Raw genomic sequence first — 25673 nt, forward strand, 5'->3', positions numbered from 1 at the left:
GCGAATCACGGAGTTACGGGCGCGTGCCGAGACTCCGGAAGGTTTCGCATTTCGCATGTCAATTTCCAGTTCTGACCACACCGTCATGCCCGAGAACATCGACAACGCCGAGCTCACCGAGCTCGTCGAGGCCGCTGTGACCGAGGCCCCCGCCGGCGCCACCGCCGCAGCCGCCGTATCCGACGAGAAGGCTCCGGTGGCCGAGAAGTCCGTCGCCGACTTCATCGCCGAGGACAAGCCGGCCGATGCTCCCCAGGCTTCCGCCGAGGTCGAGACCGACGCGGCTCCCGAGGCCGGGGCCACGACCGAGGCTGCCGGGGCCACGACCGAGGCTGCGGACGAGGCCCCCGAGGCCGACGCCGAGCCGACCGTCACCTTCGGCTCGCTGGGCCTGCCCGACGGAATCGTCCGCAAGCTCGCGCAGAACGGTGTGACCGCCCCCTTCCCGATCCAGGCGGCGACCATCCCGGACGCCCTGGCCGGCAAGGACATCCTCGGCCGCGGCCGTACGGGCTCCGGCAAGACGCTCTCCTTCGGCCTGCCGCTGCTGGCCACGCTCTCCGGTGCCACCACCGAGAAGAAGAAGCCGCGCGGCATCATCCTCACCCCGACCCGTGAACTCGCGATGCAGGTCGCGGACGCGCTGCAGCCGTACGGCGACGTGCTCGGCCTCAAGATGAAGGTCGTCTGCGGCGGTACGTCGATGGGCAACCAGATCTACGCGCTGGAGCGCGGTGTCGACGTCCTCGTCGCCACCCCGGGCCGTCTGCGCGACATCATCAACCGCGGCGCCTGCTCGCTCGAGAACGTCCAGGTCGCCGTCCTCGACGAGGCCGACCAGATGTCCGACCTGGGCTTCCTGCCCGAGGTCACCGAGCTGCTCGACCAGATCCCCGGCGGCGGTCAGCGGATGCTCTTCTCCGCCACCATGGAGAACGAGATCGGCACGCTGGTCAAGCGCTACCTCTCCAACCCGGTGACGCACGAGGTCGACAGCGCCCAGGGCAACGTCACGACCATGTCGCACCACGTCCTCGTCGTGAAGCCGAAGGACAAGGCGCCGGTCACCTCCGCGATCGCCGCCCGCAAGGGCCGCACGATCATCTTCGTCCGCACCCAGCTGGGCGCGGACCGCATCGCCGAGCAGCTCATCGAGTCCGGCGTGAAGGCCGACGCGCTGCACGGCGGCATGACCCAGGGTGCCCGTACGCGGGTTCTGGAGGACTTCAAGAAGGGTTACGTCAACGCGCTCGTCGCGACCGACGTGGCCGCCCGCGGTATCCACGTGGACGGCATCGACCTGGTCCTGAACGTGGACCCGGCCGGTGACCACAAGGACTACCTGCACCGCTCGGGCCGTACCGCCCGTGCCGGCAAGTCCGGTGTCGTCGTCTCGCTGGCGCTCCCGCACCAGCGCCGCCAGATCTTCCGCCTGATGGAGGACGCGGGCGTCGACGCCTCGCGCCACATCGTCCAGGGCGCGGGCGTCTTCGAGCCGGAGGTCGCCGAGATCACCGGCGCCCGCTCGCTCACCGAGGTCCAGGCCGACTCCGCGAACAACGCCGCCAAGCAGGCCGAGCGCGAGGCCGCCGACCTGACGAAGCAGCTGGAGCGCGTCCAGCGCCGCGCCGTCGAGCTCCGTGAGGAGGCCGACCGCCTGGTCGCCCGTGCCGCGCGCGAGCGGGGCGACGACCCGGAGGCGGCGGTGGCCGAGGTGGCCGCCGAGGCCGAGGCCGCCCTCGTGGCAGCCGTGTCCGTGCCGGAGCAGCCGGCCGCCCGTGACGAGCAGCGCCGCGACGAGCGGGGCAACTACGAGCGCCGCGACAACCGCGGTGGCGACCGTGGCGGCTACCGCGGCGGCAACGACCGCCGTGACGACCGCCCGTCCGGTGGTTTCCGCGCCGGTGGCGGCGGCGACCGTCGTGACGACCGTGGTGGCCGTCCGTTCGAGCGTCGTGACAACGACCGCCCGGCGTTCAACCGCGACCGTCGTGACGAGCGCCCCTCGGGTGGTTTCCGCTCCGGTGGCGGCGACCGTCGTGATGACCGTGGTGGCCGTCCGTTCGAGCGTCGTGACAACGACCGCCCGGCGTTCAACCGCGACCGTCGCGATGACCGCCCGTCCGGTGGCTTCCGCTCCGGCGGCGGCGACCGCCCCTCGGGCGGCTTCCGCTCCGGTGGCGGCGGCGACCGTCGTGACGACCGTGGTGGCCGTCCGTTCGAGCGTCGTGACAACGACCGCCCGGCGTTCAACCGCGACCGTCGTGACGAGCGCCCGTCCGGTGGCTTCCGCTCCGGCGGCAGCGACCGCCCGTTCAACCGTGACCGTCGCGACGACCGCCCCGCGGGCGGCTTCCGCTCGGGTGGCACCGACCGCCCGACCGGCCGTCGGGACGACCACCGCGGCGCCAACACCGGCACCAACACCGGCACCTTCGGCCGCCGCGACGACAAGCCGCGCTGGAAGCGCAACGGCTGACCACCGCCCAGCCGCGGACCAGCGGCTGAGCACGTCCGCCTGACAGACCGGCAGGGCCCGTACGTCACCGAACCGACTCGGTGACGTACGGGCCCTGTTGCTGTTCCCCAGGGGGCGCTCCCAGCTCCCAGGGGCTCGCCTCCCCGGCGCGCAGAGGGGCGCACCAAGGGCGCAACCCGGAGCGAAAGGGACACCGCGGGAGGCGTGACAGGGCCCGACACGGATACCGGATCGGCTGCCGGGACCGGGCGGGCTATGCTCGGGGGTGATGTCGCAGGGGCCGTTAGCTCAATTGGTCAGAGCAGCGGACTTTTAATCCGTTGGTTGTGGGTTCGAGTCCCACACGGCCTACCCGACGCGGGGCCGGACGTACGCCCGTGACATGCGAGGAAGCGCCCCCACCCGGCCGAAGCCGGGTGGGGGCGCTTCGACGTTCTCAGCCCCACGCCCGGTGCAGGAAGTCCGCGATCAGCGGTGCGATGGCGGGCAGTTGGTGCTCCAGGGCGAAGTGGCCCGTGTGGAAGAGGTACATCACGAAGCGGGTCAGGCCGAGCCGTTCCACGAAGCCCTCGGTGATGTCGGCGAGGCGGTGGGCGCGCTCGACGGCGAGGATCTGGCCGAGCTCCACCGCGTACGGGAGTACGTCGCCGCCGCCCTGTACGCCGCCCGGGACGGCAAGTCGCCTCCGCCCGAGGCCGTCGAGGGCATCAACCGGGCGATGGCCGCCGCCCCGCTCGTCCGTGAGCTGGTCCGGGATGGTGGGGAGGGGCTCGTGCTCGTGCCCGGCGGGAGGGGGCCCCCGGGGTGCGGCTGGCCGCGCTCTTCGCCGAGGACGCCGCCGCGCTGCTGGCCGGGCCGGCCGGGGGTCGGGTGCGGGCCTGCGCCGCCGAGGAGTGCGTGATGCTGTTCGTGCCCGCGCACCCCAGCCGCCGCTGGTGCTCGCCCGCCCGCTGCGGCAACAGGGCTCGCGTCGCCCGCTGCTACCAGCGGCATCGGGGTGACTGACGCCGCAAGGGTGTGGTCGGAGCGGTCGCTCCGATGGCGTACAGTTGTGTTTACCGACGCGGGGTGGAGCAGCTCGGTAGCTCGCTGGGCTCATAACCCAGAGGTCGCAGGTTCAAATCCTGTCCCCGCTACTGAAGATCCGGGCCCGGCACGCACAGCGTGCCGGGCCCGAGTCGTCTTCCGGTGTTTCCGGCTTGACCTTGACGCAACGTAAAGATCTAGCGTTTCCGGCATGGAGTGGTCCATCCAGGAAATCGCCAGAAAGGCCGGCACCACGAGCCGCACGCTCCGCCATTACGGAGACCTCGGTCTCCTCGCGCCGAGCCGGCTCGGGAGCAACGGTTACCGCTACTACGACCAGGACGCCCTCGTCCGGCTGCAGCGCATCCTGCTGCTGCGGGAGCTCGGGCTCTCGTTGCCCGCGATCAAGGACGTACTGGAGGGGCAGCGGGACACAGCCGTGGCGTTGCGGGCCCACCTGCGCCTGCTCGAACAGGAACAGGAGCGCATCGGGCGGCAGATCGCCTCGGTGCGGACCACTCTCCACAAGACGCAGGAGGGGATGGAACTCATGGCCGAGGAAGTGTTCGACGGTTTCGACCACACCGCTCACGAGCGGGAGGTGACCGAGCGCTGGGGCCGCGAGGCGTACGAGGAGGGCGACCGGTGGTGGCGCTCGCTCGGGGAGGCCGAGAAGAAGGCCTTCCAGGACGAGCACGAAGCCATCGCGCGGGACTGGGGGCGGGCCAGGCAGGCCGGGGTCCGTGCCGACAGTGACGCAGCGCAGGAGATCGCGCGGCGGCACTGCGCGTGGCTGTCCACGACGGTCGCGCCGAGCCGGTCGTACGTCATCGGGCTCGGCGAGATGTATGTCGCCGATCCGCGCTTCGGAAAGAACTACGATCGCCACGGGGACGGCACCGCCGCCTTCGTACGGGATGCACTGACGATCTACGCGGAACACCGGCTCTCCGACTGACCGATCGGAGCGTGGGGTTCCGGGCCGCTTCCCCCTATTTGGCCGATGACGAGTCGCCGCACGGCGCGGCTCCGGGAAGCCTGGACGGGGCGCGGTACCGTCCGCAGCCGTGGCCGGACCGGGCAGGAGTGCACAGGTGGGGATGGCGGAGAAGGGGCGCGGACGCGTGACGGGAGGCTTCGGCGTCCCGGGGCGCGGGCTGTCCGGCTCCACCGGTCGGGCCAGGTCCGGTTCCACGGGCCGGGGGAAGCCGGTGGTGGCGCGGAGCGCCGGCACCCGGCGGTTCGTCCGGTTGCTGCCGGTGCTGCTCATCGGCGGCGGGCTCCTCTTCGACTGGCTCGCGCCGCCCAACTTCACCGCCGTCCCCCTGTTCGTGGCCGCGCCGCTGATCGCCGCCCCCTTCTTCTCGCTCGCCAGCACGATCCGGACGGGCGTGGCCTCGGTCCTCTCCGTCATCGCGATGCGGCTCTCCGACGGCACGTCCACCCAGGTCGTCCCGGTCATCGAGATGATCACGGTCCTCACCGCCGCGGCCCTGGCCCTCGTCATCAACGGGGTCGTGCGTCGCAGCAACGAGCAGCTGGCCTCGGCGCGCGTCATCGCGGAGACCGCCATGCGGGCCGTGCTGCCGACCCCGGCGGAGCGGATCGGCGGGCTCCAGGTGGCCGCGCGGTACGAGGCGGCGCAGGCGGACGAGTTCGTCGGCGGGGACCTGTTCGCGGTGGCGGACACGCCGTACGGCGTGCGCCTGGTCGTCGGCGACGTGCGTGGCAAGGGGCTGGACGCCGTGGAGGCGGTGGCCGTGATCATCGGGGCGTTCCGGGAGGCAGCCGAGCAGGAGCGGTCCCTGGAGGGCGTGGCCCAGCGGCTGGAGCGGGCGCTCGCGCGGGAGGGGACGCGGCGGTACGGGCTGGACGCCATGGAGGGGTTCATCACCGCCGTACTGGCCGAGATCCCGCCCGGTTCGGCCTCGCTGCGGCTGGTCAACCGCGGCCACCCCGAGCCGATCCTGCTGCACGCGGACGGGGACCTGGAGGTTCTCGCGCCGAGCGTGCCCGCCATGCCGCTGGGGATGGACCTCGGGGTCTGGCCCGACCGGTCCGACGAGTGGGAGATGCCCCCGGGGTCGACGCTGCTCGCCTTCACGGACGGCCTCTCCGAGGCGCGGGACGCGAGCGGGGTCTTCTACGACCCGGCGGCCCGGCTGCGCGGCCGGATCTTCCCCGGCCCCGAGGAGCTGCTCTCGGCGCTCACCGACGACGTACGGCTGCACACCGGGGGCCGGACGACGGACGACATGGCGCTGCTCGCGGTCAGCCGGCCGGCGGAGGGGCAGCCGCCGCGACGGACGACGGTGAAGATCGTGGGCCGGGGTGATGGCACGGTGCGTAATTGAAGGGCACCGCTCCGCATAACAGTTGACACACCATCAGAAAAAGAGGTGTGGGCGAGGGGTCGTCAAGTCGCCCGATTCACACCGCTTGTGGGTGGTAAGTCCCTGTCGGGGACGTTAATGATCAACAGGAACAGCTTGGAATCGAGCCCGTCTGTCTATTAACGTTCGATAACGCAGCGCGGTCGTCCCAGCCGTCGTCAGAGACGGCGCCGTGCGCGAGCGCCGAATCCCGCAAGGGAACCGGGGAACCACCTACATGGGGTGAATCGGACGCCTGCGTCTCGTGAGAGACGGAGGGGCCCGTAGGAGACCTTCCTGCTCCGAACCCGTCAGCTAACCCGGTAGGCGAGAAGGAAGGAAAGGAGTGCGCCCACGTGGCGTCCAACAAGCCTGCCCCTGAGGCCCCGTCACCCTTCACTGCCGATGGCCTCGGTGGCCCGGAGCGGACGTGGGAGGAGTGGAACCCCACCGCGGAGTCCATCCGTCCCGTGCGCGGCAAGCACCGCGTGGCCAAGCAGCGGGGTCTCGCCCGTAGCTCCACCGTCCTCGGGGTCGGCGTCATAGCGGCCGTCGGTGCGGGTGGCATGGCCACCGCCCAGAGCAAGCCGCCGGTCTCCATCTCTCTTCCCGATTCCATCGCGGACAACCTCCCCGACGCCAAGTCCCTTCCCGGCGTCGGGTCCCTCATGTCCGACGAGGCCGAGGCCGCACCGGTCACCGCCGCGCCGCTCACCACCGCGGGCATCACGACCGCCGAGGCCGACCAGGGCACCACCGACGCCGGCGAGGCCCTGCGCGCCCGCATCCTCCAGCAGGCCGAGCAGCAGCAGGCCAGCGCCGACGCCGAGGCCAAGGCCGCCGAGGAGAAGGCCGCGGCCGAGCAGGCCGCCGCCGACGCGAAGAAGCAGCAGGACGAGGCCGAGGCCGCGGTCAAGGCCAAGATCGCCGCCGAGAAGAAGGCGGCCGAGGAAGCGGCGGCGAAGAAGGCCGAGGAAGAGCGCCTCGCCAAGCTCCGCGCCAGCTACACCCTGCCCGTCTCCTCGTACACGCTCACCTCGACCTACGGTCAGTCCGGTGCGATGTGGTCCTCCGGCCAGCACACCGGCCTGGACTTCGCGGGGGCGGCCGGTTCGCCGCTCAAGGCCGTGCACAGCGGCACGATCACGGCGGCCGGCTGGTCCGGTTCGTACGGCTACCGCACGGTCCTCCAGCTGGAGGACGGTACGGAGATCTGGTACGCCCACCAGTCCTCGATCGACGTCTCGGTCGGCCAGCAGGTCAGCACCGGCGAGACCATCGGCCGCATGGGCGCCACCGGCAACGTGACCGGCGTCCACCTCCACCTGGAGGTCCGCACCGCCGGCGGCTCGGCGATGGACCCGACGGCCTGGCTGAACAGCAAGGGCCTGCCTGTCTGAGGCTCCCGCGCCCGTTCGAGGGCGCACGCACCGCCCCGAAACCCCGGCAGCCCTGACGCTCACCCCCCGACGTCAGGGCTGCCGGTCTGTCCGGCGAGGGGGCGGGCATGGAATACGCGGTTCCGACGCGGAATACGGCTCCGGCACAAGAGCGCCCGCTCCGCGGAGGCGGGCGAGTACCTGGAGTCGGAGCGCGGCCGCACGGTGCTCGCCGCTCTCGGCAAGGTCGCCACGGTCGCCCTCGCCTGGCTCGCCGCCCGCCCGACGGTCGCGGCCCCGATCGCCTCGGCCCGCACGGTCGAGCAGCTGCCCGCGCCGCCGGCCGTCGGAGACCTGGAGCCGACGGAGGCGGAGCTGGCGGCGCTCACGGAGGCGTCGGCCTGAGGTGGGTCGCGTAGGTCACCGGGGAGGCGGGGCGGGTCCGCCGTACGGGCCGTGGGGGTGAGGGCCGTAGGGGAGTCGGTACGGGGGCGGGGTGCCGTACCCGGTCGGGTAACCCTGCCCCTGCTGCCCTTGCCCCTGTGCGTACCCGTACCCGTAGCCCTGGCTCTGCCCGTACCCGTATCCGTATCCATAGGGCATAGGCGGGCGCGGATACGGGCGCGGGCCCCTGCCGGTCATGTCCGCCGCGTGGGTGAGGGCCGGGGCCGCGATGGTCCGGCGCTGCCAGAGGTGGTGCAGCAACTCCCGTTCCCGCTCGGCGAAGTCCGGGCCCACCGCGTCGTGGCGGGCGCGGCGGCGCAGGCCGGCCAGGGTCGTCGCGAACGACTCGTACTCGGCGACCGCGCGGGCCGCCGCCCGGCCCCGGGACCGGTCCTGCTTGCCGTGCCAGTGGCGGGCCAGGTCCCGGGCCACGCCCCGGGTCCGCATCGAGGAGAGGGCCAGGGGTTCGGCCGGGGTCAGCCAGCCGGCTGTGGCGTACGCCGGGAGTTCGGCGGCGAGTGTCCGAAGCTCCCGCCGGCGCCACCAGACCGCCAGCCAGGTCACCAGCGCGAACACCGGGACCATCACCACCCCGTACACCGCGTAGAAGCCGTACGGGCCGAAGGCCGACGAGCCGTTCCACAGGGCGTGCAGGCCCATCGCGAACAGCAGGCCGAGCACCGGCAGCGCGATCCGGCGGACCCGGTGGTGGCGGGCGCTGATGGCCGCGAAGCCGAATCCGAGGCCGGTGAGGACCGTGAACAGCGGATGCGCGAACGGCGACATCACGATCCGTACGAAGAACGTCCCGGCGGTCACCGAAACGATCCCGGAGCTGCCCAGCTGCTGGTCCTCGTCGAAGGCGTTTCCCAGGTAGAGGATGTTCTCGGTGAAGGCGAAGCCGGTCGCGGTGAAGCCGGCGACCACGATGCCGTCGACCACGCCCCGGAACTCCCGCCTCCGGAAGATGAAGATCAGCAGGACGGAGACGGCCTTGGCGCTCTCCTCCACGACCGGGGCGATCACCGTCGCCCCCAGCGTGTCGGCGCTCGCCGGGTCGGCCGTCGCGGTGGCGATCCAGCGCACCGCGAACGAGTTGGCGATGATCGCGACGAGTGCGGCGGCGCACGCGCCCCAGGCGAAGGAGAAGATCAGGTTCCGCCAGGGGCCCGGTTCGACCCGGCCCAGCCAGCGGAAGGCGGCCAGCAGGAGCGGCACCGGAAGCACCGCCAGGCCGAGGCCGACCAGGAACCCCTCCGGGCCCGTCTGCTGGCGGACCAGGGCCAGGATCACCAGCCAGCACAGCGCGAGCGCCACGATCACCGTCCCGGCGCGGAACACCTTGCTGCGCCACACCACGCCGACGCGGCGCGGCCGCCAATTCCACCGGCCGCGCTCCGGCACGGCGCCCACCGCCTCCTCGAACCGCTGCTCGTGGAGGACCGGGACCGCCGGCTGGCGCTGCTGGTACTGCACGGAACCGTCGGACACCCCTCGACCCTAACGAGGAGCACCGACACCCGGCGACGGTGCATCCGGCCAGGACGGCTCACCGTTCAGCCAGAGGTGGCCGTTTGCAGGGCGGTGCGTCAGGTGTCGTCTCGGATACGGGCGAACAGCAGGTCGTGCACGACGTGGCCCTTGTCCAGGCCCTGGCCCTCGAAGCGGGTGAGCGGCCGGAACGCCGGGCGCGGCGCGTATCCGCCGTCCGCCGCCGTGTTCTCGAAGCGGGGGTGCGCGGTCAGCACCTCCAGCATCTGCTCCGCGTACGGCTCCCAGTCCGTCGCGCAGTGGATGATCGCGCCGGGCTTCAGGACCGGGGCCACCAGGTCCAGGAACTCGGGCTGGATCAGCCGCCGCTTGTGGTGGCGGGCCTTGGGCCATGGGTCGGGGAAGTAGACCCGCAGGCCGTCGAGCGAGGCGGGGGCGAGCATCTCGCGGAGCAGGATCACCGCGTCGCCGTTGGCCACCCGTACGTTGGTGGAGCCCGCCTTGTCCGCGAGGCCCAGCAGGTTGCCCTGGCCAGGGGTGTGGACGTCGACGGCGAGGATGCCGGTGCCCGGGTCGTCGGCCGCCATCTGCGCGGTGGCCTCGCCCATGCCGAACCCGATCTCCAGGACGACGGGCAGACCGTCGAAGAGCTGGTCCAGGTCCAGGACGCGCTTGCCGTCGATGTCCAGGCCCCACTTCGGCCACAGCCGCTCCAGGGCGTCCTGCTGGCCGGTGGTGACCCGGCTGCGGCGCGGCTGGAAGCTGCGGATCCGGCGCTCGTGGTGCGAGCCGGCCGGGTCCGCGGCGGGGCCGCCGGGGAAGCGGGGCTCCTGGCGCAGCCGGCGCGCGCGCTCGAAGGAGGCGGCCCGCAGCGCGGCGGCTTCGTCGGCCGACGTGGAGCCGGTCGCGGAGCCGGTCACGGTGGCGGCCGCCCCGGGCTCGGGGGCCGCGGCGGTGGTGGGGTTCAAGGGCTGCTCAGACACAATGACCCGATTCTACGGCGGGCGGCCTCCACCCCGTCTCCTGAGCCCGGCGCAGCGCCCGCCGCGCCACCTCCCGCCCGATCGGCAGGCATGCCGTCGCGGCGGGTGAGGGGGCGTTGAGCACATGCACGGTGTGCGGGGCCTCGCGGATCAGGAAGTCGTCGACCAGCGTGCCGTCCTTCAGCACCGCCTGGGCCCGGACCCCGGCGGGTGACGGGCGCAGGTCCTCCTCCCGCACCGCGGGGAGCAGCCGTCGCACGGCCTGGGTGAAGGCGGACCTCGAGAGCGAGCGGTGCACCTCGCCCGCTCCGTACCGCCAGTGCCTGCGGGCGATTCTCCAAGTGCCCGGCCAGCTCAGCGTGGACAGCAGTTCGGCGGGGCGCACCACCGGCCAGCCGTACCCCTCGCGGGCCAGGGCGGGGACCGCGTTCGGCCCGAGGTGGACCGAGCCGTCGAACCCCCGGGTCAGGTGGACGCCGAGGAAGGGGAAGGCCGGGTCCGGCACCGGGTAGACCAGGCCGCGCACCAGCTCGGGGCGGGCCAGCTCGTAGTACTCACCCCGGAACGGCACGATCCGCACCCCCGGGTCGTCGCCCGCGAGCCGGGCCACCCGGTCGCAGTGCAGCCCGGCGCAGTTGACCAGGGTCCGGGCGCGGACGACCAGCCCGTCCGCCGTGCGCACCGCCACGCCCCAGGCGCGCCGGTCTATCGCGGTGACCTCCGCCCCGTACCGCACGATGCCGCCGGCGGCGGTGACCTCGGTCGCGAAGCGGGCGGCGACGGCGGTGAAGTCGCAGACGCCGGTCGTGCCGACCCGGATCGCCGCGAGGCCCCGGACCTCGGGCTCGTACTCCGCGATCTGCGCCGGGCCCAGCTCCCGCACGGGCAGTCCGTGCTCGCGGCCGCGCTGGACCAGGCTGTGCAGCCGGGGCAGCTCGGAGCGCTCGGTGGCGACGATCAGCTTGCCGGTGGTGGCGTGGGCGATGGAGTGCTCGGCGCAGAAGTCGGCCAGCTCGGCGGAGCCGCGCAGCGCGTACCGCGCCTTGAGCGAACCGGGGCGGTAGTAGATCCCGCTGTGGATCACTCCGCTGTTGCGGCCGGTCTGGTGGCGGGCGGGGCCGTGCTCCTTCTCCAGGACCGTCACCCGGGTGCCCGGTGCGGTCCTCTGCAGCGCATACGCGGTCGACAGACCGACGATCCCGCCGCCGATCACCAGCACATCGCAGTCGTACGCCGCGTGCGTCATCATCACGCCACCTCCCACCCCGATAGTGCACTGACCCACTGACAACGGGCTCAAACCCGATCCGGGCAGGGCGTGGCGCACACTCCGCCCGGGCACGCTTCCGGCCCGGGCGGCTCAGACCTGGGTCACCAGCAGCGGGCGGGCCCGCTCCCGCAGCTCGGCGACGCGCGGCTCGTCCCCGTACGGCTCCAGGCGGTGGAGCAGATCGCGCACGTACTCCGTGGTGCGCGCCGAGGAGATCCGGCCGGCCACCTCGACCGCCCGGGTGCCCGCCGCGCAGGCCGCGTCCAGGTTCCCCGACTCCAGCTCGGCGACGGCCGAGACGACGAGCCGCAGTCCGTGGCTGCGGACGAACTCGTCGGTCGGCCGGGAGAGCGCCTGCTCGGTGAAGCGCCGCACCTGGCGGGGCGCCTTGAGGTCGCGGTAGCACTCGGCGGCGTCCGCGGCGAACCGGTCGTAGCTGTAGAAGCCGAGCCAGGGCGGGTCGGCGTCACCCGCCCGGGACCGCTCCAGCCAGCTCTCGGCGCCCTTGAGAGCGGCCCCCGCGGCCGGTGCGTCGCCGGCCTTGGCATGGGCGCGGGCCTCCACCAGTCGGAAGAAGCTCATGGTGCGGGAGGTGGCCAGGCCACGGTTGCGCTCCACGGCGGCCTGGGCGAGGTCGACGCCCTCGTCGGCGAAGCCGCGGTAGGTCGCCTGGAGGGACATCGAGGCGAGGACATAGCCGCCGAGCGGTACGTCGGCGGCGGCGCGGGCCAGGCGCAGGGCCTGGATGTAGTAGCGCTGGGCGGCCTCCTGCTGGCCGGTGTCGAACGCCATCCAGCCCGCGAGCCGGGTCAGCTCGGCCGACGCGCCGAACAGGGCGCGGCCCACCTCGTCGGTGTACGAGCCGAGGAGCAGGGGTGCCGCGTCGACGCGTAAGCACTCGGGGACCATGGAGGAACGCCAGTCGCCGCCGCCGTACTTGGAGTCCCAGCGCCGGGCGTCCTGGGCCGCCTCGCGCAGCTTCATCACATCGCTGTGGCCCACCCGCAGCGGCGAGGCGTCCGCGACGGACTCCGGGCCGGGCTGGACGGGCACGGAGCCGCTCTGCGTGCCCCCGGGTGTGTGCAGGGTGTGTGCGCCGCGGCCGTCCGGTGCGCCCCGCGGTCCGCGGGGACCGGGCGCGCCGCCGCCGTCCCGGCCGCCGCTCCGGGCGCCGAGGATCGCCGCCTGTGCCGCCGTCGGGTCGCGGGCGACCGACGGATCGGCGGGGGTTATCAGCCAGCGGGACGCGGGGGTCGCATAGGCGCTCACCGCGAACGAACCGGCCAGCGACTGCCAGATCCCGCCGCCCCCCCTGCGCCCGGCCAGATCCAGCCGGTACAGCTCGGTCGCCGACCTGACCGCCTCGCCCACGTCCCGGGGGAAGGCGAGGCCGACCTCCGGCGCGGGGTCCGCGTCGGCGAGACCGATCTCGTGCAGCGGGACCGGCCGGCCGAGCTTGGCCCCGATCGCCGCCGCGATCAGATGAGGCGCCGCACCCTGCGGCACCATCCCCTTGGCGACCCACCGGGCCACCGAGGTCTTGTCGTAGCGAAGTGTCAGACCGCGCTGTGCTCCGAGGTCGTTGACCCGCCGGGCGAGCCCGGCGTTACTGATTCCCGCGAGGGCGAGAACCGTGCCGAGCTTCTCGTTCGGCCCGCGTTGCTCCCTGGACATGCGCCACCCCTCGACACACAGACAGCCGCCGCGTCACCGAGGACGGCGCGCGGCATTCGTACCGATGCTCCCCAGGTTCGAACCCCCGCACTCCGCCTGCACACGCATGTGGCCGAGCCCCGAGGAATATGCCCCCTGCTGAGAACACCAGTAAACACAGCGTAGTTCTCCCCATCCCTACCGTTAAGGGGCAGACGTCCGTATGGCGGGATTGTTGTCCGTGCGGGTGGCGGGGTCCGCGCTCCGGGGGTGCGCGTGCCGAGGTGGGGCGTGCCCCTGGCGTGTGGCCGTGCGCCCGGCCGTGCGCTCTGGCCCGGCCCGTACGGGAGGGGCTTGGCTGGGTATCGCGTGGGTCGGCTCACTGCACTGGACTCAGTGGGCTGGGGGATACCGCCGCTCCATTCCCCGCGGGCGGCGGACCGGTCCGGGAGGTGAGGCCCACCTCCCGGACTGTGCGTGGAAGGGTCCGCCGCGGGGAGCGCGGACGGGTGTGCGCGAGCGGCGGAGCTCGATGAGAATGGCTGAATATCGACTCTCCGGTGATGGCCTGGCCAACGGTCCGGCTATGGCCGGATTTCGACCGCTCTCCCGGGCCGGCGGCCCCTCTTCCGCTTCCTTCTCCGATGCGCCTTCGCGCGAGGCCGGGCCGTCTGCGGTGCCCCCTTAACTCCCGGAATCGGTACTTCCGTTGCCGGTGATGCGGTGAAGACGGCGGCGAGGCGGGGGCCCGGCCTTTGCCAGGGGCGCATGCTCATCCGGCGTGCGCCGCCCGTACCCCCTCTCCTGCGGCCCTGTCGTGGCAGCATGTCCCGCAGCGGCGATGCGACTCGGTACGGTGCGCCGTTTGTCCACAGCCTGTGGAGGCGGCGATGCGTTGGTTGGTGGGATGGAGCAGTATCGCCGCGAGCTTCGGCACGGTAGGGGCCGTCGGCAACGGCGATGAGGGGCGCACGGTCCACCCGGTGGGCTCCCAACTCCTGTGGGGCGACCCGGATCCGCTCTGGGCGGTCGGCGACTGGCGCCCCGACGAGATCCGCGTCATCGGGGTCGCCACGCCCGAAGGCGCTCCCACCGCCCGCCTCGCCGTACTCGGCTGCTGCGGGGCCACCGACGAGCAGCTGCGCGTCGGGCTGCTCGCCGCGCGGGGCGGGGCGATGCGCCACCTCACCGCCTGGCCGGGCAGTTACACGGCCGTCGTCCAGATCGGCCGCCGCATCACCGTCGCGGGCGACCTGGCCGGCGCCCGGCCCGTCTTCCACACCCCGTGGGCCAACGGCACCGCCTACGCCACCGCCGCCCTGCCCCTGGCCGACCTGATCGAGGCCCAGCTCGACATCGGCCACCTCGCCGCCCTCCTCGCCTGCCCGGAGAGCCCGGAGGCGCTCGGCGACGGCACACCGTACGCCGGGGTGAAACGGGTCCCGCCGGGCCACGCGCTCATCCTGCGGGAGGGCTCGCGGGAGATCACCGGGTACGAGGCCGTCGCCTCCCTCGCCGTCGCCGCGCCCCAGGCCGACCCGGTGCACGCGGTGGAGGGGGTACGGGACGCGCTCGTCGAAGCCGTACGCGCCCGGCTCACCGCGCCCCGGCACGCCCCGGAGACCCTGCCGCCGGACCCGGGGCCCGTCCCCGGCATGGGCCCCGCCGACCGGCGCGCGGCCCGGGGCGCCCCCGTGGCCGGAATCGGCGCCGACCTCTCCGGTGGCAGCGCCTCCGCCACCCTCGCCCTGCTCGCCGCCGGGCTGCCCGGACTGCCCGGCACCCTCCTCGGCCACGGCACCGGGGCGGGGGAGCGGCTGCTCGCCGTCACCTTCAACGACCTCACCACCCGCGGTCACGAGGACGAGCTGGAGCGCGCCCGCGCCATCGCGGCCAACCCGCGCCTGCACCACGTGGTCGTCGCGGCGGGCGAAGAGGCCCTCCCGTACGCCTCGTTGGGTACGGGAGCGCTCACCGATGAGCCGGGCCCCTCCCTCGTGGTCGCCGAACGCCACCGCCGCCGCCTCGCCGCGGGCAGCGCCGACCACTTGGTGGGGCACGGCGCCCGGCAGGTCCTGGACGCCCATCCGGCCCGCCTCGCCGACCTCCTGATGGACCGGCGCAGACGCCACCTCCTGCGCCCGGTCGCCGCCCTCACCAAGGCCGAAGGCCCCACGGCGCACTCCCTGTTCGTCCCGCTGACGCTCTACCGGGCCGCCCGCCGCCTGGCCCGTACGTCGTACCGCACCGGCCTGGAGACCGCCGCCGGCCTCCTCCCCGACGCCAACCGGTACGCCCCCGACCTCGCCACCCCCGCCGACGCCTCGCTGGCCGCCCTCGCCTGGTCGCGCCCGGGACCGGCGGCCCGCTGGCTGACGGGCGAGGCACTCGCCGAAGTATCGGTTCGCCTCCAGGAGGCGGCGATCCGGCCCACCTCCGTCCAGCGCCCCGGAGAGGCCCGCGCCCGCGCCGCCCTCGCCCGCAGCGCCGCCGACCACCGCATCCTGGAGCAGGCGGCGGAGATCCGCAGCCAGCGCCTGCACGCCCCGTTCCTCGACAACCAGGTCGTACGGGCCGCCCGCGCGCTGCCCGAGTCGCTCCGCGTCCAGCCGGGCGCCCGCGCCGCGATCCTGCGCCGGGTACTGGGAGGGGCGGGCATCCACGACCTGCCGCCCGGCTGGGGCACCCCGTCCCAGGCCACCTCCACCGCCGTCACCCGCATCGGCCTGCGCACCGCGCTGCCGGACCTGATGGCCCTCTTCGACGCGCCGCTCCTCGCCGACGCGGGCCTGGTCGAGGCCCGCGTCGTACGCAAGGCCCTGCGCGCCGCCTCCGAGGGCGAGCCCCTCCCGCTGGACGGCCTGGCGGAACTGGCGTCCACCGAACTGTGGCTGCGCCGGCTGCTGGCCCGCCGGGGCACCTGCTGGACGGGTACGGCGGCGCCGCGCCAGCGCGCGGTGGCGGGCGGCGTGGTCCCGTCCCGGCGCACGCTCCAGCCGTGAAGGGCAACCGGGTCCGCGAGGCCGGGCTCGGGCACCACGGCACCGGGCTCAGGCGCAGCTGATCCGGGACTCCGCCCAGTCGGCCAGGGCCACCCCGCCGAGCGGCCCCTCGGGCTCCACCACGAGCCGGATCGACGACTGCCCGGCGATGCCGACGCTGACCGGGACGGCGGGCGCCCCGCCCGCCATCACCGGGGAGCGCCACAGTCGCGTCCCGTCCCCGTCGTAGACGGAGAAGCGGACCGCCCCGAGCCCCATCGTCAGGTCGTCCACGCCGACCATCGCCTCGTAGCGGGTGCACGGGCGGTTCAGCTGGATGGTGACGGAGGACCGGGCGTGCACGGTCACGCCGTGCGCGTACCGCGTCCGGGCGATCGCCACGTTCGTACGCTGCCAGATCCAGCTGCTCCGCCCTGTGACTACCTCCGGCTCGGTGTGGTCGCCGAGCAGGGAGTACGCGAGCACGCTGACCTGGTAGACGGTCGGGGCGGGCGGCGGGGGCGGCTTCGGGCTCGACGCGGGCTGCGGGGACGGCGGAGGACTGGGCGCGGGCGGCGCGGGCTCGGGCGGCTCGGGGGAGCGCGGGGGCTCGGCGCTCGGTGGCGGGGTCGGCTCGGGCTCCGGCTCGGGGGGCGCCGGTTCCGGCTCCGGCTCGGGGGGCGGGGCGGGCGACGCGGGCGGTACGGGGTCGGATGCGGGCGCGGCCGGAGGTTCCGGTTCCGGCGCGGGCGGCTCCGGCGCCGGTACCTCGGGCGCCACCGCCGGGGGCTTCGCGACCGGCTTGGCCTCCGGCTTCGGCTGGTCGTCGCCGACGAGCGCCCACACCAGACCGGCGGCGGCCGCCACGGCGACGGCGGCCGCGATCCCGGCCTTGGCGGGCGCGCCGAGCCCTTCGGAGGCGGCGGCACCCCCGGCGGAGCCCGAGGAGGGCCCTGCGGCGGAGCCCCCGGCTGCGGCACCGGTGGTGCCCGATCCGGTGGCCGCGGCGGCGGCTCCCGCCCCGGTGGCGCCCGCGGCACCGCCCGCCACGACACCCGCGGCCTTGAGCGAGTACCCGGCGGCGAACCAGCCGATGACCGCGATGGGCAGCAGCGCCGGAATCCCGGCGTTCACATGCTCCAGCTCGCCGGCCGCCACCCGGCACTTGGCGCACTCGTCGAGGTGCTTGCGCAACCCGCGCTCGGCCCGCATCCGCAGCCCGCCCCGGGCGTAGGCGCCGAGCCGGTCGGCGTACTGCGCGCAGTTCCCCCCGGTGGTGAGCGCCTGGCTCACGTGGGCTTGGAGATAGGCCTGCTTGAGGCCTTCGCGGGCCCGACTGGCCAGTACGGCGGTGGCGTTGGCGGTCAGTCCGAAGAGCGGGGCGATCTCGCTGGGCGACTCCTCCTCCACCGTGGTGTGCCAGAGAACCGCCTGCCAGCGCTCCGGCAGGCTCCGGAACGCCTCCATCGCCATGGACTGCTCGGCCTCGTGCATCGCCAGCACATCGGCGCCGAGGTCGAGGGTGTCGCCGTCGGAGAGCTTCGAGGTGCGCGAGGCCTGCGCGGCGAACACCGCGAAGTCGTCGACCAGGTGCTCCCGTCCGGCACTCTTCGTCCAGGCGGCGGCGACATGGCGGACGGCGGTCATCAGGTAGGCCCGGACGGCCTCCTGGGGCCCCTTGCCACCCCGTACGGCCTGGAGGGTGCGCGCGAACACCTCGGCGGTCAGGTCGTCGGCGGTGTGCCCGTCCCGGCAGCAGGTTCGGGCGTACCGGCGGACCGCGCCCGAGTGGCGCCGGAACAGCTCCTCGTAGGCGAGGTCGTCCCCCTCGCGCATGCCCTGGATCAGCTGGGCGTCGGAAGGGCCGGTGTCGGGAGACCCGCCGCGGCCCTCGCGCTGCGAGGGCACGGCGTACGCACCGACCCCGCCGGAGGCGTCGTCCCCGGAGCTGCCCCCGGCCTCGGCGACGGACGGCCACGGCCCGGGCAGGACGGTTCCGCCCCCGGCCTCGCCATCCGAACGGTCCGAACCGTCCGACGGTCTACGCCCCGCCTGGGCGGGCACGTGCCCGGAGGACATCCCGTCGGCCTTCGTGCCCCCGCCCGCCGCGGCGATCTCGTCGAGCGGCTCTTCCTGCTGCTCGTTACCGCTCATCGCGGAAGCCCCCGTAATACACCCTCGGACCCGAATACCGGCCAAGAGTGCCACATGGCTCAATCGCGATGGCCCCTCAGTCCTGCCAACCACTCATCCGGGGAGCTTTCTCGAATGCGAGTGCTGGGGAACCCCTCTCCAGGGGAATGACACCCGGTTGTTTCGCCTACCGGAACCCGCTCGCCGTTCACCGGTACGAGCGGGCTCCGGACGGTGACATCAGACGGCGGGCCGGGACCGCAGCCCCTCCAGCAGGATGTCCAGCAGCCGGGCCGAGGCCGCCGCCTGCTGGTCGGCGTCCGGCAGAGACGGGGCGGCCGTGGCGATGACCAGCAGCACATCGGCCACCGTCACATCCCCGCGCAGCTCGCCCGACTCCCTCGCCCGGTCCACCAGCCGGCCCACGACCTCCAGCAGCTCGCCCGCGCCCGAGTCCTCCCCTAGGCCGCGGAGCTCGTCCCCGCCCCCGGTGCGTTGGCCGACGACGCGGAAGTCGGCCTGGGCCGCGCCCTGCCGCTGCTGCGGGACGCGGGTCTCGTCCCCCGCGTCACCCTTCACCGGCGCATCCGTCTCCTCCGCGTCGACCCCGACCCGCAGCACCTGCGGGGGCAGCAGCCTGCCCGCCCCCGACGCCACCGAGGTCCGCAGGAAGCGGGAGAGCGCCGACCAGGGCTCCTCCTCCTGCCCCAGAGCCGTACGCGCCTGCTCGGTCAGCCGGGAGGTCTCCTCCTCGGCTATCCGCCGCACCAGCACGTCCTTGCTGGGGAACCGCCGGTAGACGGTGCCCACTCCGACCCGGGCGCGGCGTGCCACGTCCTCCATCGGAGCGCCGTACCCCAGCTCACCGAACACCTCACGCGCGGCCCGCAGCACATGCTCCAGATTGCGCTGCGCGTCGACGCGCAGCGGAGCCGAACGCGTGGAGACCGCGGGTGAGGTGGGTGCCGGCCCGCTCGTGGCGGGACCGGCCGGAGCCACTCCTGTCGTGGGCGCTCCGATCGCCGCGGCGCTCATCGCCGCCGCGGAGCGCACCGCGTCGGCCGAGCTCATGACACCGAGCGCTCCCACGGAGCCCAGACGCCCGTGGTCCTTGGACGTGTGCGTGCGCGCGGACTGCCCATGCGAATCCTGAATCTGCATAACTTCCCCCGGTTATGACGTCTCCCCCCGGAGACTTCCCCGCCGTGTCAGCCGGTGAGTGAGCACAACGAAATCCGCACCCGACTCCCGACGGGTTACGAACATAGTTGAGCCTGCGTCAATTCAGAAGGGGGAAGTTCCGCATGGTGCGCCCCCCGATCGGAGCAGGAGCGCGCCGATCCCCTGCCCGCCCCCGCCCATTCGCCCCCCGCACAGTGCCTGACCTGCACCGCTTCCCTGCCGCCCGGCCGACCGGCCGGAACTTCCCCGCCGTGCCCGCCGGTCACACAATTTGCCGGGCCTGTGGACAAACCACCGACTCCGTTGCGTCATGGGGTGGTGATGGCTCCAGATTCCCGGGGGACGACCCCCGGCACCCGGCCAGGTGTGCGCATTCTCGTCGTCGGCGGCGGCTACGTCGGGATGTACACAGCGCTGCGTCTCCAACGGAGGTTGAAGCAGAGACTCAAGAGCGGGGACGCCGAGATCGTGGTCGTCACGCCCGAGCCGTACATGACGTACCAGCCCTTCCTCCCCGAAGCGGCCGCCGGCTCGATCTCGCCGCGCCACGTGGTCGTGCCGCTGCGCCGCGTCCTGAACCACTGCACGATCCTCATCGGCGAGGCCGGACGGATCGACCACGCCAAGCGTACGGCCACCGTCACCACCCTGGCCACGGCGGAGGACGGCACCGGCGCCCTGGAGATCGGGTACGACGAGATCGTCATCGCCCCCGGATCCGTCTCGCGCACCCTCCCCGTGCCCGGCCTCGCCGACTTCGGCATCGGGTTCAAGACCGTCGAGGAAGCCATCGGACTGCGCAACCACGTCATCGAACAGATGGACATCGCGTCCGCCACCCGCGATCCCGCGATCCGCGAGGCGGCCCTCACGTTCGTCTTCGTCGGCGGCGGCTACGCGGGCGTGGAAGCGCTCGCCGAGCTGGAGGACATGGCCCGCTACACCGCGCGGTACTACCACAACATCAAGGCCGCAGACCTGAGATGGATCCTGGTCGAGGCCGCCGACCGCATCCTCCCCGAGGTCGGCGAGGCCATGGGCCGGTACGCCGTCGGGGAACTGCGCGGCCGAGGCGTCGACGTACGCCTGGGAACCCGCCTCGACACCTGCGAGGACCGCGTCGCCGTCCTGAGCGACGGCTCCCGCTTCCCCACCCGCACGCTCGTGTGGACCGCGGGCGTCAAACCGGCGCCGCTCCTGGCCGCCATTGACCTGCCCCTCACCGAACGCGGCCGGCTCCGCTGCACCGCCACCCTCGGCGTCGAGGGAATGCCGCACGCCTGGGCCGCGGGCGACGCCGCCGCCGTCCCCGACCTCACCGCCGCCGAGCCCGGCAAGGAGACCGCGCCCAACGCCCAGCACGCCGTCCGCCAGGCGAAGGTCCTCGCCGACAACGTCCTCGCGACGATCGAAGGGCACCCGCCGAAGGAGTACCGGCACAAGAACGCGGGATCCGTCGCCTCCCTGGGCCTGCACAAAGGCGTCGCCCACGTCTACGGTCGCAAGCTCAAGGGTTACCCCGCCTGGCTGATGCACCGTACGTACCACCTCAGCCGGGTGCCGACGTTCAACCGGAAGGCGCGCGTCCTTGCCGAATGGACCCTGGCCGGACTCTTCAAACGGGAGATCGTCTCCCTCGGCTCGCTCGAACACCCCCGGGCCGAGTTCGAACTCGCGGCCGGTGGAGGCTCGGTGGCCCCGCAACGCCCCGGCACCCTGCCCCGCCCCGACGAGAGCCCGGAGGACCCACCGGGCGGACCGCCGCCCCGGCCCGCCCGCTGACCACGGCCTCGTCGCCGACGGCACCGACCGCAGCGACGGAACCGACCGCACCGGCGTAAGCCGTTTCGGATGCCGCCAGGACGTCGTTCGGACGCCGCCTGGACAGCGACCGGACTGCGACTGTCAGTACGGTCGGTCACACTGGACGTGTGACCATAGGTGGGCCCACACCTGCACAGAGTGACCCGGCCGGCAGTGACCGACAGTGACCAGCAGCGACGCACCGAACCGACACACGAGGCCAGAAATTCCGTGAACTTCACGCGTTGGAGCGCCCGCCTTCCCGGAACGCAGCGTCGAGCCGCCGCGCGGGACGACCGCAGCCCCGTCCCCGCGGCCCGGGCCGAGTACGCCCAGGCGCAGGCCGCGGCCACCCTGCCGGACGGCGCGCTTCCGGTACCCCCCGACACCGCCCCCGCCGCCCCCGGGCCCGCCCTGGACGACCTCTCCGCCCGCGAGATCCTCGGCCGCCTCCCCGCCGCCGTCGCCCTGCTGCACGGCCCGGACCACCGTGTCGCCTACGTCAACGAGGCGTACGAGACCGCGTTCGGCCCCCGCCCCTCCGGCGTCCCCGCCGCCGAGGCCCTGCCCGAGCTCGCCGAGCTGAGCGTGCTGCCCCTGCTGGACCAGGTCCTGCGCAGCGGCACCGCCCGTACGGCCAAGTCCCGCAGAACGGCCGGTGGCGGTTCGTACACCGTGACCTGCACGCCGGTCGCCGCCTGGGACGGCACGGCGGACACGGATCACGAGAAGGCGGGCGAGAAGGACAAGGAGAACAGGAGCGAGGGCGGCGTCCTCGTCTACGCGGCCGACGTCACCGACCACGCCGAAGCCGCCGAGCGCCTGCGCAGCAGCGAGCGCCGCCACCGCGAAACGGCCGTCACCCTCCAGCGCTCCCTGCTCCCGCAGGAGCTGGAGCAGCCCGACGACCTCCGTATCGCCGCCACCTACCAGCCCGGCGGCACCGACGCGGCCGTCGGCGGCGACTGGTACGACGTGATCACCCTCGGCGCCGGCCGCACCGCCCTGGTGATCGGCGACGTCATGGGCCGGGGGGTCCGCGCCGCCGCCGTCATGGGCCAGCTCCGCACCGCGGTCCGCGCCTACGCCCGGCTCGACCTCCCGCCGCACGAGGTGATCCAGCTGCTTGACGGCCTCGCCTCCGAGATCGACGCCAGCCAGATCGCCACCTGCGTCTACGCCGTCCACGACCCGAACGAGGGACAGCTCGTCTACGCCTCCGCGGGCCACCTCCCGATCCTCGTCTGCGACGAGGACGGCACGGTCCACCGCGCCGCCGAACCCACCGGACCGCCGCTCGGCACCGGCGGCTGGGTCCACACCTCGGGCACGATCGCGCTGCCGCCCGGCTCCACCGCGGTGCTCTACACCGACGGCCTGGTCGAGCGCCGCAGCGAGGACATCGACGAGGGCGTCGCCTCCCTCGCCCGCGCCCTCTCCGGCGCCAAGGGATCACCGCAGGTGGTCTGCGACCGGCTGATCCGCTCCCTGGGGGTGACCGCCGAGCACGACGACGACGTGGCGGTCCTGGTGGTCCAGCACCCCGCCCGTACGGGGACGAGCGCGGAGCTGTTCCACAACGCCGCGCTCGACCTCCTCGGCGGCATCGAGGCCACCCCGCGCGCCCGCGCCTTCGCCACCGGGGTCCTGACCTCCTGGCGCTTCCCGGTCGAGCTCCGCGACCTCGGCGTCCTCGCCGCCAGCGAGCTGGTCGCCAACTCGCTCCAGCACGGCACCCCGCCGATGCGCCTGGGCCTGCGCCGCACGGACCGGCGGCTGATCATCGAGGTGACCGACGGCGACGACCACCTGCCACGCCGCCGCCAGGCCGAACCGGCCGACGAGGCGGGACGCGGCATCGAGATCATCGCGTCGATCGCCACCTCATGGGGCAGCCGCCGCACCCCGGGCGGCGGCAAGGCGGTCTGGTGCGAGTTCGCCCTGTCCCGCTGACGCGGAACAGGGCTCTGCGACCCGGTGACCGGGTGAGTCCGACCGGGAGCCGGGCTCAGCGACCGGCGGTGGCGGCCATGGCCGTCGGCGCCGTGACCGAGACGGCCCGGCCGGCCGCCTCCGCCCCGCTCTCCCCACCCTCGGGCAGCGACACGGCCACCACCCGCGAGGGGGCGGGGGCCAGCGACGGCTGATCCTGTACGGGGGTGAGCCGGCGCCCCAGCCGCAGCGCGAGCACCGTGATGCCCAGCGAGAACAGCACGAACGTCACGATGTACGGACCGTGCAGCGAGGCCCCCATCGGCCCGCCGACAGCCGGGCCGACCGCGAGCGCCAGCTGCTTGCACAGGGCGAACGCCGAGTTGTACTGCCCGACCATCGACTCCGGTGCCAGATCCGCGACCAGCGGCGCCACGGTCGGGGACAGCATCGCCTCGCCCAGCCCGAACAGCGCGTACGTCGAGATGAACGCGGCCGTCGCCATGGTCTGGCTGCCGTGCCCGAGCCCCGCGTACCCGGCGACGATCCAGGCGAAGGCCCAGATCAGCCCGACGGCCGCGATGACCCGGCTGCGCCGCCGCCGCTCGACGAGCCGCAGCACGACGAACTGGGCGATGACGATGACCGCGGTGTTGGCGGCCAGCGCGAAGCCGAGCGTCGAGGGCTGGATCCCGGCGGCCTCGGTGCCGTACGCGGCGAGCCCTGACTCGAACTGCCCGTAGCAGGCGAAGAAGAGCACGAACCCGAGCACGCACAGCTGGACCATGGCCCGGTGCGAGAGCAGCGCCCGCATCCCGCCCTTGGCGGAACCGTCAATCGGACGGGCTCCGCCGATGGACGCCGTACGGGGCATCCGCACGGTCACCGCAACGACACCGAGGACCACGAACATCACGGCCTCGATCAGGAACAGCATGGTGAAGCTCGCGGGCCGGCTCACGTCCACGAGCTGCCCGCCGACCAGCCCACCGAGCCCGAGGCCCAGGTTCTGCAGGAAGAACTGCATGGCGAAGGCGCGCGTACGGGTGGCGGTGCTGGAGCACCAGACGAGCATCGTGGCCAGGGCGGGCTGCATCACGGCGGTGCCGGCACCGAGGACGGCGGCCGACAGCACGGCGGCCGGCACGCTGCTCGCGTAGCCCAGAGCGGCGGCGCCCACGGCGGCCAGGCCTGCGGCCACCACCAGCACGGGCAGCGGCCCCCGCCGGTCGATGGCCCGCCCGGTGAACGGCAGAACGGCCAGCGCGGCCATCGCGAAGACCGCCAGTACGACTCCCGCCGTACCGGCGCCCAGATCCCGCACCTGCGCCACGTAGACGTACAGATACGGGACGGTGAACCCGAGCCCGAACGCGCTCAGCGCGCTGCCCAGCTGGATCCGCCGCAGCGCTGCGCCCATCTCCCTGGTCACACTCACCTACCTCAAGGTCTAGAAGGTCAGAAGCTCAGAAGCTCAGAAGGTCCGAGTCGCCCAGGGACACCCCAGGCGAACTCAGACTCGAAGACTTTAGCACTAAACTTAGAAGGTGAAAACTACAGCCTGAAGGACTTCAAGGGGGATGAGGGCGTGCCATACTGCCCGCCATGTCTGAGAGCACCGAGGAGCCCGGCCCCCACGAGCCGAGCCTCGACGAACAGATCGCCGCCTATCAGCGCGAGTTCCGCGACCTCGACCCCCAGGTCGAACAGGTCGTCTCCGCGCTGGGCCGCCTGAACCGCCGGATGAACGTCGCGTACGGGAGACAGGTCGCCGCCCTCGGCATCAGCAACGCCGAGTGGGAGGTCCTCAAGACCCTCGTCCTGTCGGGCGCCCCCTACCGCCTGGGCCCCGGAGAGCTGGCGAAGCGCCTCGGCCTCACCCCGGCCGCCATGACCCACCGCGTCGACCGGATGGCCGGCGAGGGCCTGGTCACCCGGGACCGCGACGAGAACAACCGGGTCCGCGTCATCGTCGAGCTGACCGACGAGGGCCGGACGAAGTGGCTGGAGGCGATGCGCATGGCCTCCGACTTCGAAGAGGACCTCCTCCAGGACCTCTCCGGTGACGAACGTGGGGTCCTCGGCGAACTACTGGTCCGCCTCCTGCGCCGCGTGGAGCACGCCCAGCCGGACGCCGGCGGCCGCCTCACCGACCTGGACTGATGTCTCCGGAGCCGAGGCTGGGGCGGGGTTGACACGCCCCAGCCCGATCCGTAGAGTTCTTCGAGTTGTCACGGGGCCGGACGGTTCTGCGACAGCCATCCCGCCGCACGCGCGGCAACCAAACTTCAGCACAGCCTCCCAGCCGGGAGAATTTCGGGATGCCGGAATTCATTTCGAAGGCTCGATTATGAGCCGCCGGGAGAATCCGCTAGAGTTTGAGCGTCGGAACGGCCCAACGGCCGGGAAGACAAGCCCCGCCGACCGGGAGTCAGGCCCGAAAGGATCTGATAAAGTCGGAATCGCCGGAAAGGGAAATCGCGAAAGCGAAGAACCTCGAAAGTGAAAAACAGCAGGACCGCTAGACCCGCTTCGACCGGGAATC

The 25673-nt window shown here is 73.2% G+C and carries 18 protein-coding genes, 2 tRNA genes, 1 pseudogene and 1 riboswitch; of the genes and pseudogenes, 13 read left to right on the forward strand and 8 right to left on the reverse strand.

What is annotated here, in order from left to right; all coding sequences use genetic code 11:
* Positions 1-85 precede the first annotated feature (85 nt).
* Positions 86-2479, forward strand: a complete 2394-nt coding sequence (locus AMK21_RS08040; protein ID WP_073875501.1) for a DEAD/DEAH box helicase — start codon at positions 86-88, stop codon at positions 2477-2479.
* Between the two features lie 277 nt (positions 2480-2756).
* A tRNA-Lys gene (locus tag AMK21_RS08045) sits at positions 2757-2830 on the forward strand.
* A gap of 85 nt (positions 2831-2915) precedes the next feature.
* Here the strand turns inward: AMK21_RS08045 and AMK21_RS35325 are convergent.
* Complete coding sequence (locus AMK21_RS35325; protein WP_073875503.1) at positions 2916-3107, reverse strand: hypothetical protein; 192 nt, start codon at positions 3105-3107, stop codon at positions 2916-2918.
* Here AMK21_RS35325 and AMK21_RS37045 point away from each other — a divergent pair.
* From AMK21_RS37045 to AMK21_RS08085, 7 genes and pseudogenes are all read left to right on the forward strand, one after another.
* Positions 3069-3380: an ABATE domain-containing protein gene (locus AMK21_RS37045; RefSeq protein ID WP_073875505.1), complete on the forward strand. Its 312-nt coding sequence runs from the start codon at positions 3069-3071 to the stop codon at positions 3378-3380. The two genes, AMK21_RS35325 and AMK21_RS37045, sit on opposite strands and share 39 nt — an antisense overlap.
* Positions 3284-3484, forward strand: a complete 201-nt coding sequence (locus AMK21_RS35845; protein WP_234421861.1) for a CGNR zinc finger domain-containing protein — start codon at positions 3284-3286, stop codon at positions 3482-3484. Before AMK21_RS37045 ends, AMK21_RS35845 begins: the two co-directional genes overlap by 97 nt.
* A gap of 57 nt (positions 3485-3541) precedes the next feature.
* Positions 3542-3615, forward strand: a tRNA-Met gene (locus AMK21_RS08065).
* Positions 3616-3716: 101 nt separating this feature from the next.
* A complete protein-coding gene (locus AMK21_RS08070; RefSeq protein ID WP_073875507.1) occupies positions 3717-4463 on the forward strand; it encodes a MerR family transcriptional regulator in 747 nt (248 codons plus the stop codon).
* Positions 4464-4605: 142 nt separating this feature from the next.
* Positions 4606-5859, forward strand: coding sequence for a PP2C family protein-serine/threonine phosphatase (locus AMK21_RS08075; RefSeq protein WP_079181098.1), 1254 nt, complete (start codon positions 4606-4608; stop codon positions 5857-5859).
* 210 nt (positions 5860-6069) lie between these two features.
* Positions 6070-6222: riboswitch (cyclic di-AMP (ydaO/yuaA leader) on the forward strand.
* Positions 6223-6233: 11 nt separating this feature from the next.
* Positions 6234-7277: a M23 family metallopeptidase gene (locus tag AMK21_RS08080; protein ID WP_073875509.1), complete on the forward strand. Its 1044-nt coding sequence runs from the start codon at positions 6234-6236 to the stop codon at positions 7275-7277.
* Between the two features lie 147 nt (positions 7278-7424).
* A pseudogene (locus AMK21_RS08085) lies at positions 7425-7661 on the forward strand (aldo/keto reductase); the annotation flags it as partial.
* Positions 7662-7676: 15 nt separating this feature from the next.
* Here the strand turns inward: AMK21_RS08085 and AMK21_RS08090 are convergent.
* From AMK21_RS08090 to AMK21_RS08105, 4 genes are all read right to left on the reverse strand, one after another.
* Entirely contained in the window at positions 7677-9191 is a 1515-nt protein-coding gene (locus AMK21_RS08090) for a PrsW family intramembrane metalloprotease (protein ID WP_073875511.1), read from the reverse strand.
* A gap of 98 nt (positions 9192-9289) precedes the next feature.
* Positions 9290-10174, reverse strand: coding sequence for a tRNA (guanosine(46)-N7)-methyltransferase TrmB (gene trmB, locus AMK21_RS08095; RefSeq protein ID WP_073875513.1), 885 nt, complete (start codon positions 10172-10174; stop codon positions 9290-9292).
* Positions 10167-11423 carry an L-2-hydroxyglutarate oxidase gene (gene lhgO / locus AMK21_RS08100; protein WP_073875515.1) on the reverse strand — a complete coding sequence of 419 codons (1257 nt, stop codon included), beginning with the start codon at positions 11421-11423 and terminating at the stop codon, positions 10167-10169. Before lhgO ends, trmB begins: the two co-directional genes overlap by 8 nt.
* Before the next feature lie 111 nt (positions 11424-11534).
* The gene (locus AMK21_RS08105; RefSeq protein ID WP_073875517.1) at positions 11535-13118 is read right to left on the reverse strand and encodes a sporulation protein; all 1584 of its coding nucleotides are present in this window, start codon (positions 13116-13118) and stop codon (positions 11535-11537) included.
* An 869-nt stretch (positions 13119-13987) separates the two neighbouring features.
* On the opposite strand from AMK21_RS08105, the gene AMK21_RS08110 reads away from it, so the two are divergent.
* Positions 13988-16099, forward strand: coding sequence for an asparagine synthase-related protein (locus AMK21_RS08110; protein WP_107429878.1), 2112 nt, complete (start codon positions 13988-13990; stop codon positions 16097-16099).
* Positions 16100-16147: 48 nt separating this feature from the next.
* Here the strand turns inward: AMK21_RS08110 and AMK21_RS08115 are convergent, their stop codons facing one another.
* Both AMK21_RS08115 and AMK21_RS08120 read right to left on the reverse strand, forming a co-directional pair.
* Positions 16148-18232, reverse strand: coding sequence for a sigma-70 family RNA polymerase sigma factor (locus AMK21_RS08115; RefSeq protein WP_073875519.1), 2085 nt, complete (start codon positions 18230-18232; stop codon positions 16148-16150).
* Between the two features lie 219 nt (positions 18233-18451).
* Entirely contained in the window at positions 18452-19372 is a 921-nt protein-coding gene (locus AMK21_RS08120) for a TetR/AcrR family transcriptional regulator (RefSeq protein WP_079181099.1), read from the reverse strand.
* Positions 19373-19714: 342 nt separating this feature from the next.
* Between AMK21_RS08120 and AMK21_RS08125 the strand changes: the two genes are divergently transcribed.
* Together AMK21_RS08125 and AMK21_RS08130 are read left to right on the forward strand one after the other, a co-directional pair.
* Positions 19715-21175 carry an NAD(P)/FAD-dependent oxidoreductase gene (locus tag AMK21_RS08125; RefSeq protein ID WP_107429889.1) on the forward strand — a complete coding sequence of 487 codons (1461 nt, stop codon included), beginning with the start codon at positions 19715-19717 and terminating at the stop codon, positions 21173-21175.
* 252 nt (positions 21176-21427) lie between these two features.
* On the forward strand, positions 21428-23149 hold the full coding sequence (locus AMK21_RS08130) for an ATP-binding SpoIIE family protein phosphatase (RefSeq protein WP_073875523.1): 1722 nt from the start codon (positions 21428-21430) through the stop codon (positions 23147-23149).
* A 55-nt stretch (positions 23150-23204) separates the two neighbouring features.
* Here the strand turns inward: AMK21_RS08130 and AMK21_RS08135 are convergent, their stop codons facing one another.
* Positions 23205-24548 (reverse strand): MFS transporter, encoded by a 1344-nt coding sequence (locus tag AMK21_RS08135; protein WP_073875525.1) that lies wholly within the window; start codon positions 24546-24548, stop codon positions 23205-23207.
* A gap of 185 nt (positions 24549-24733) precedes the next feature.
* Between AMK21_RS08135 and AMK21_RS08140 the strand changes: the two genes are divergently transcribed.
* Positions 24734-25291 (forward strand): MarR family winged helix-turn-helix transcriptional regulator, encoded by a 558-nt coding sequence (locus AMK21_RS08140; protein WP_073875527.1) that lies wholly within the window; start codon positions 24734-24736, stop codon positions 25289-25291.
* The last annotated feature ends 382 nt before the right edge of the window (positions 25292-25673 follow it).

The sequence above is a fragment of the Streptomyces sp. CB00316 genome (assembly GCF_001905595.1).
GTDB lineage: Bacteria > Actinomycetota > Actinomycetes > Streptomycetales > Streptomycetaceae > Streptomyces.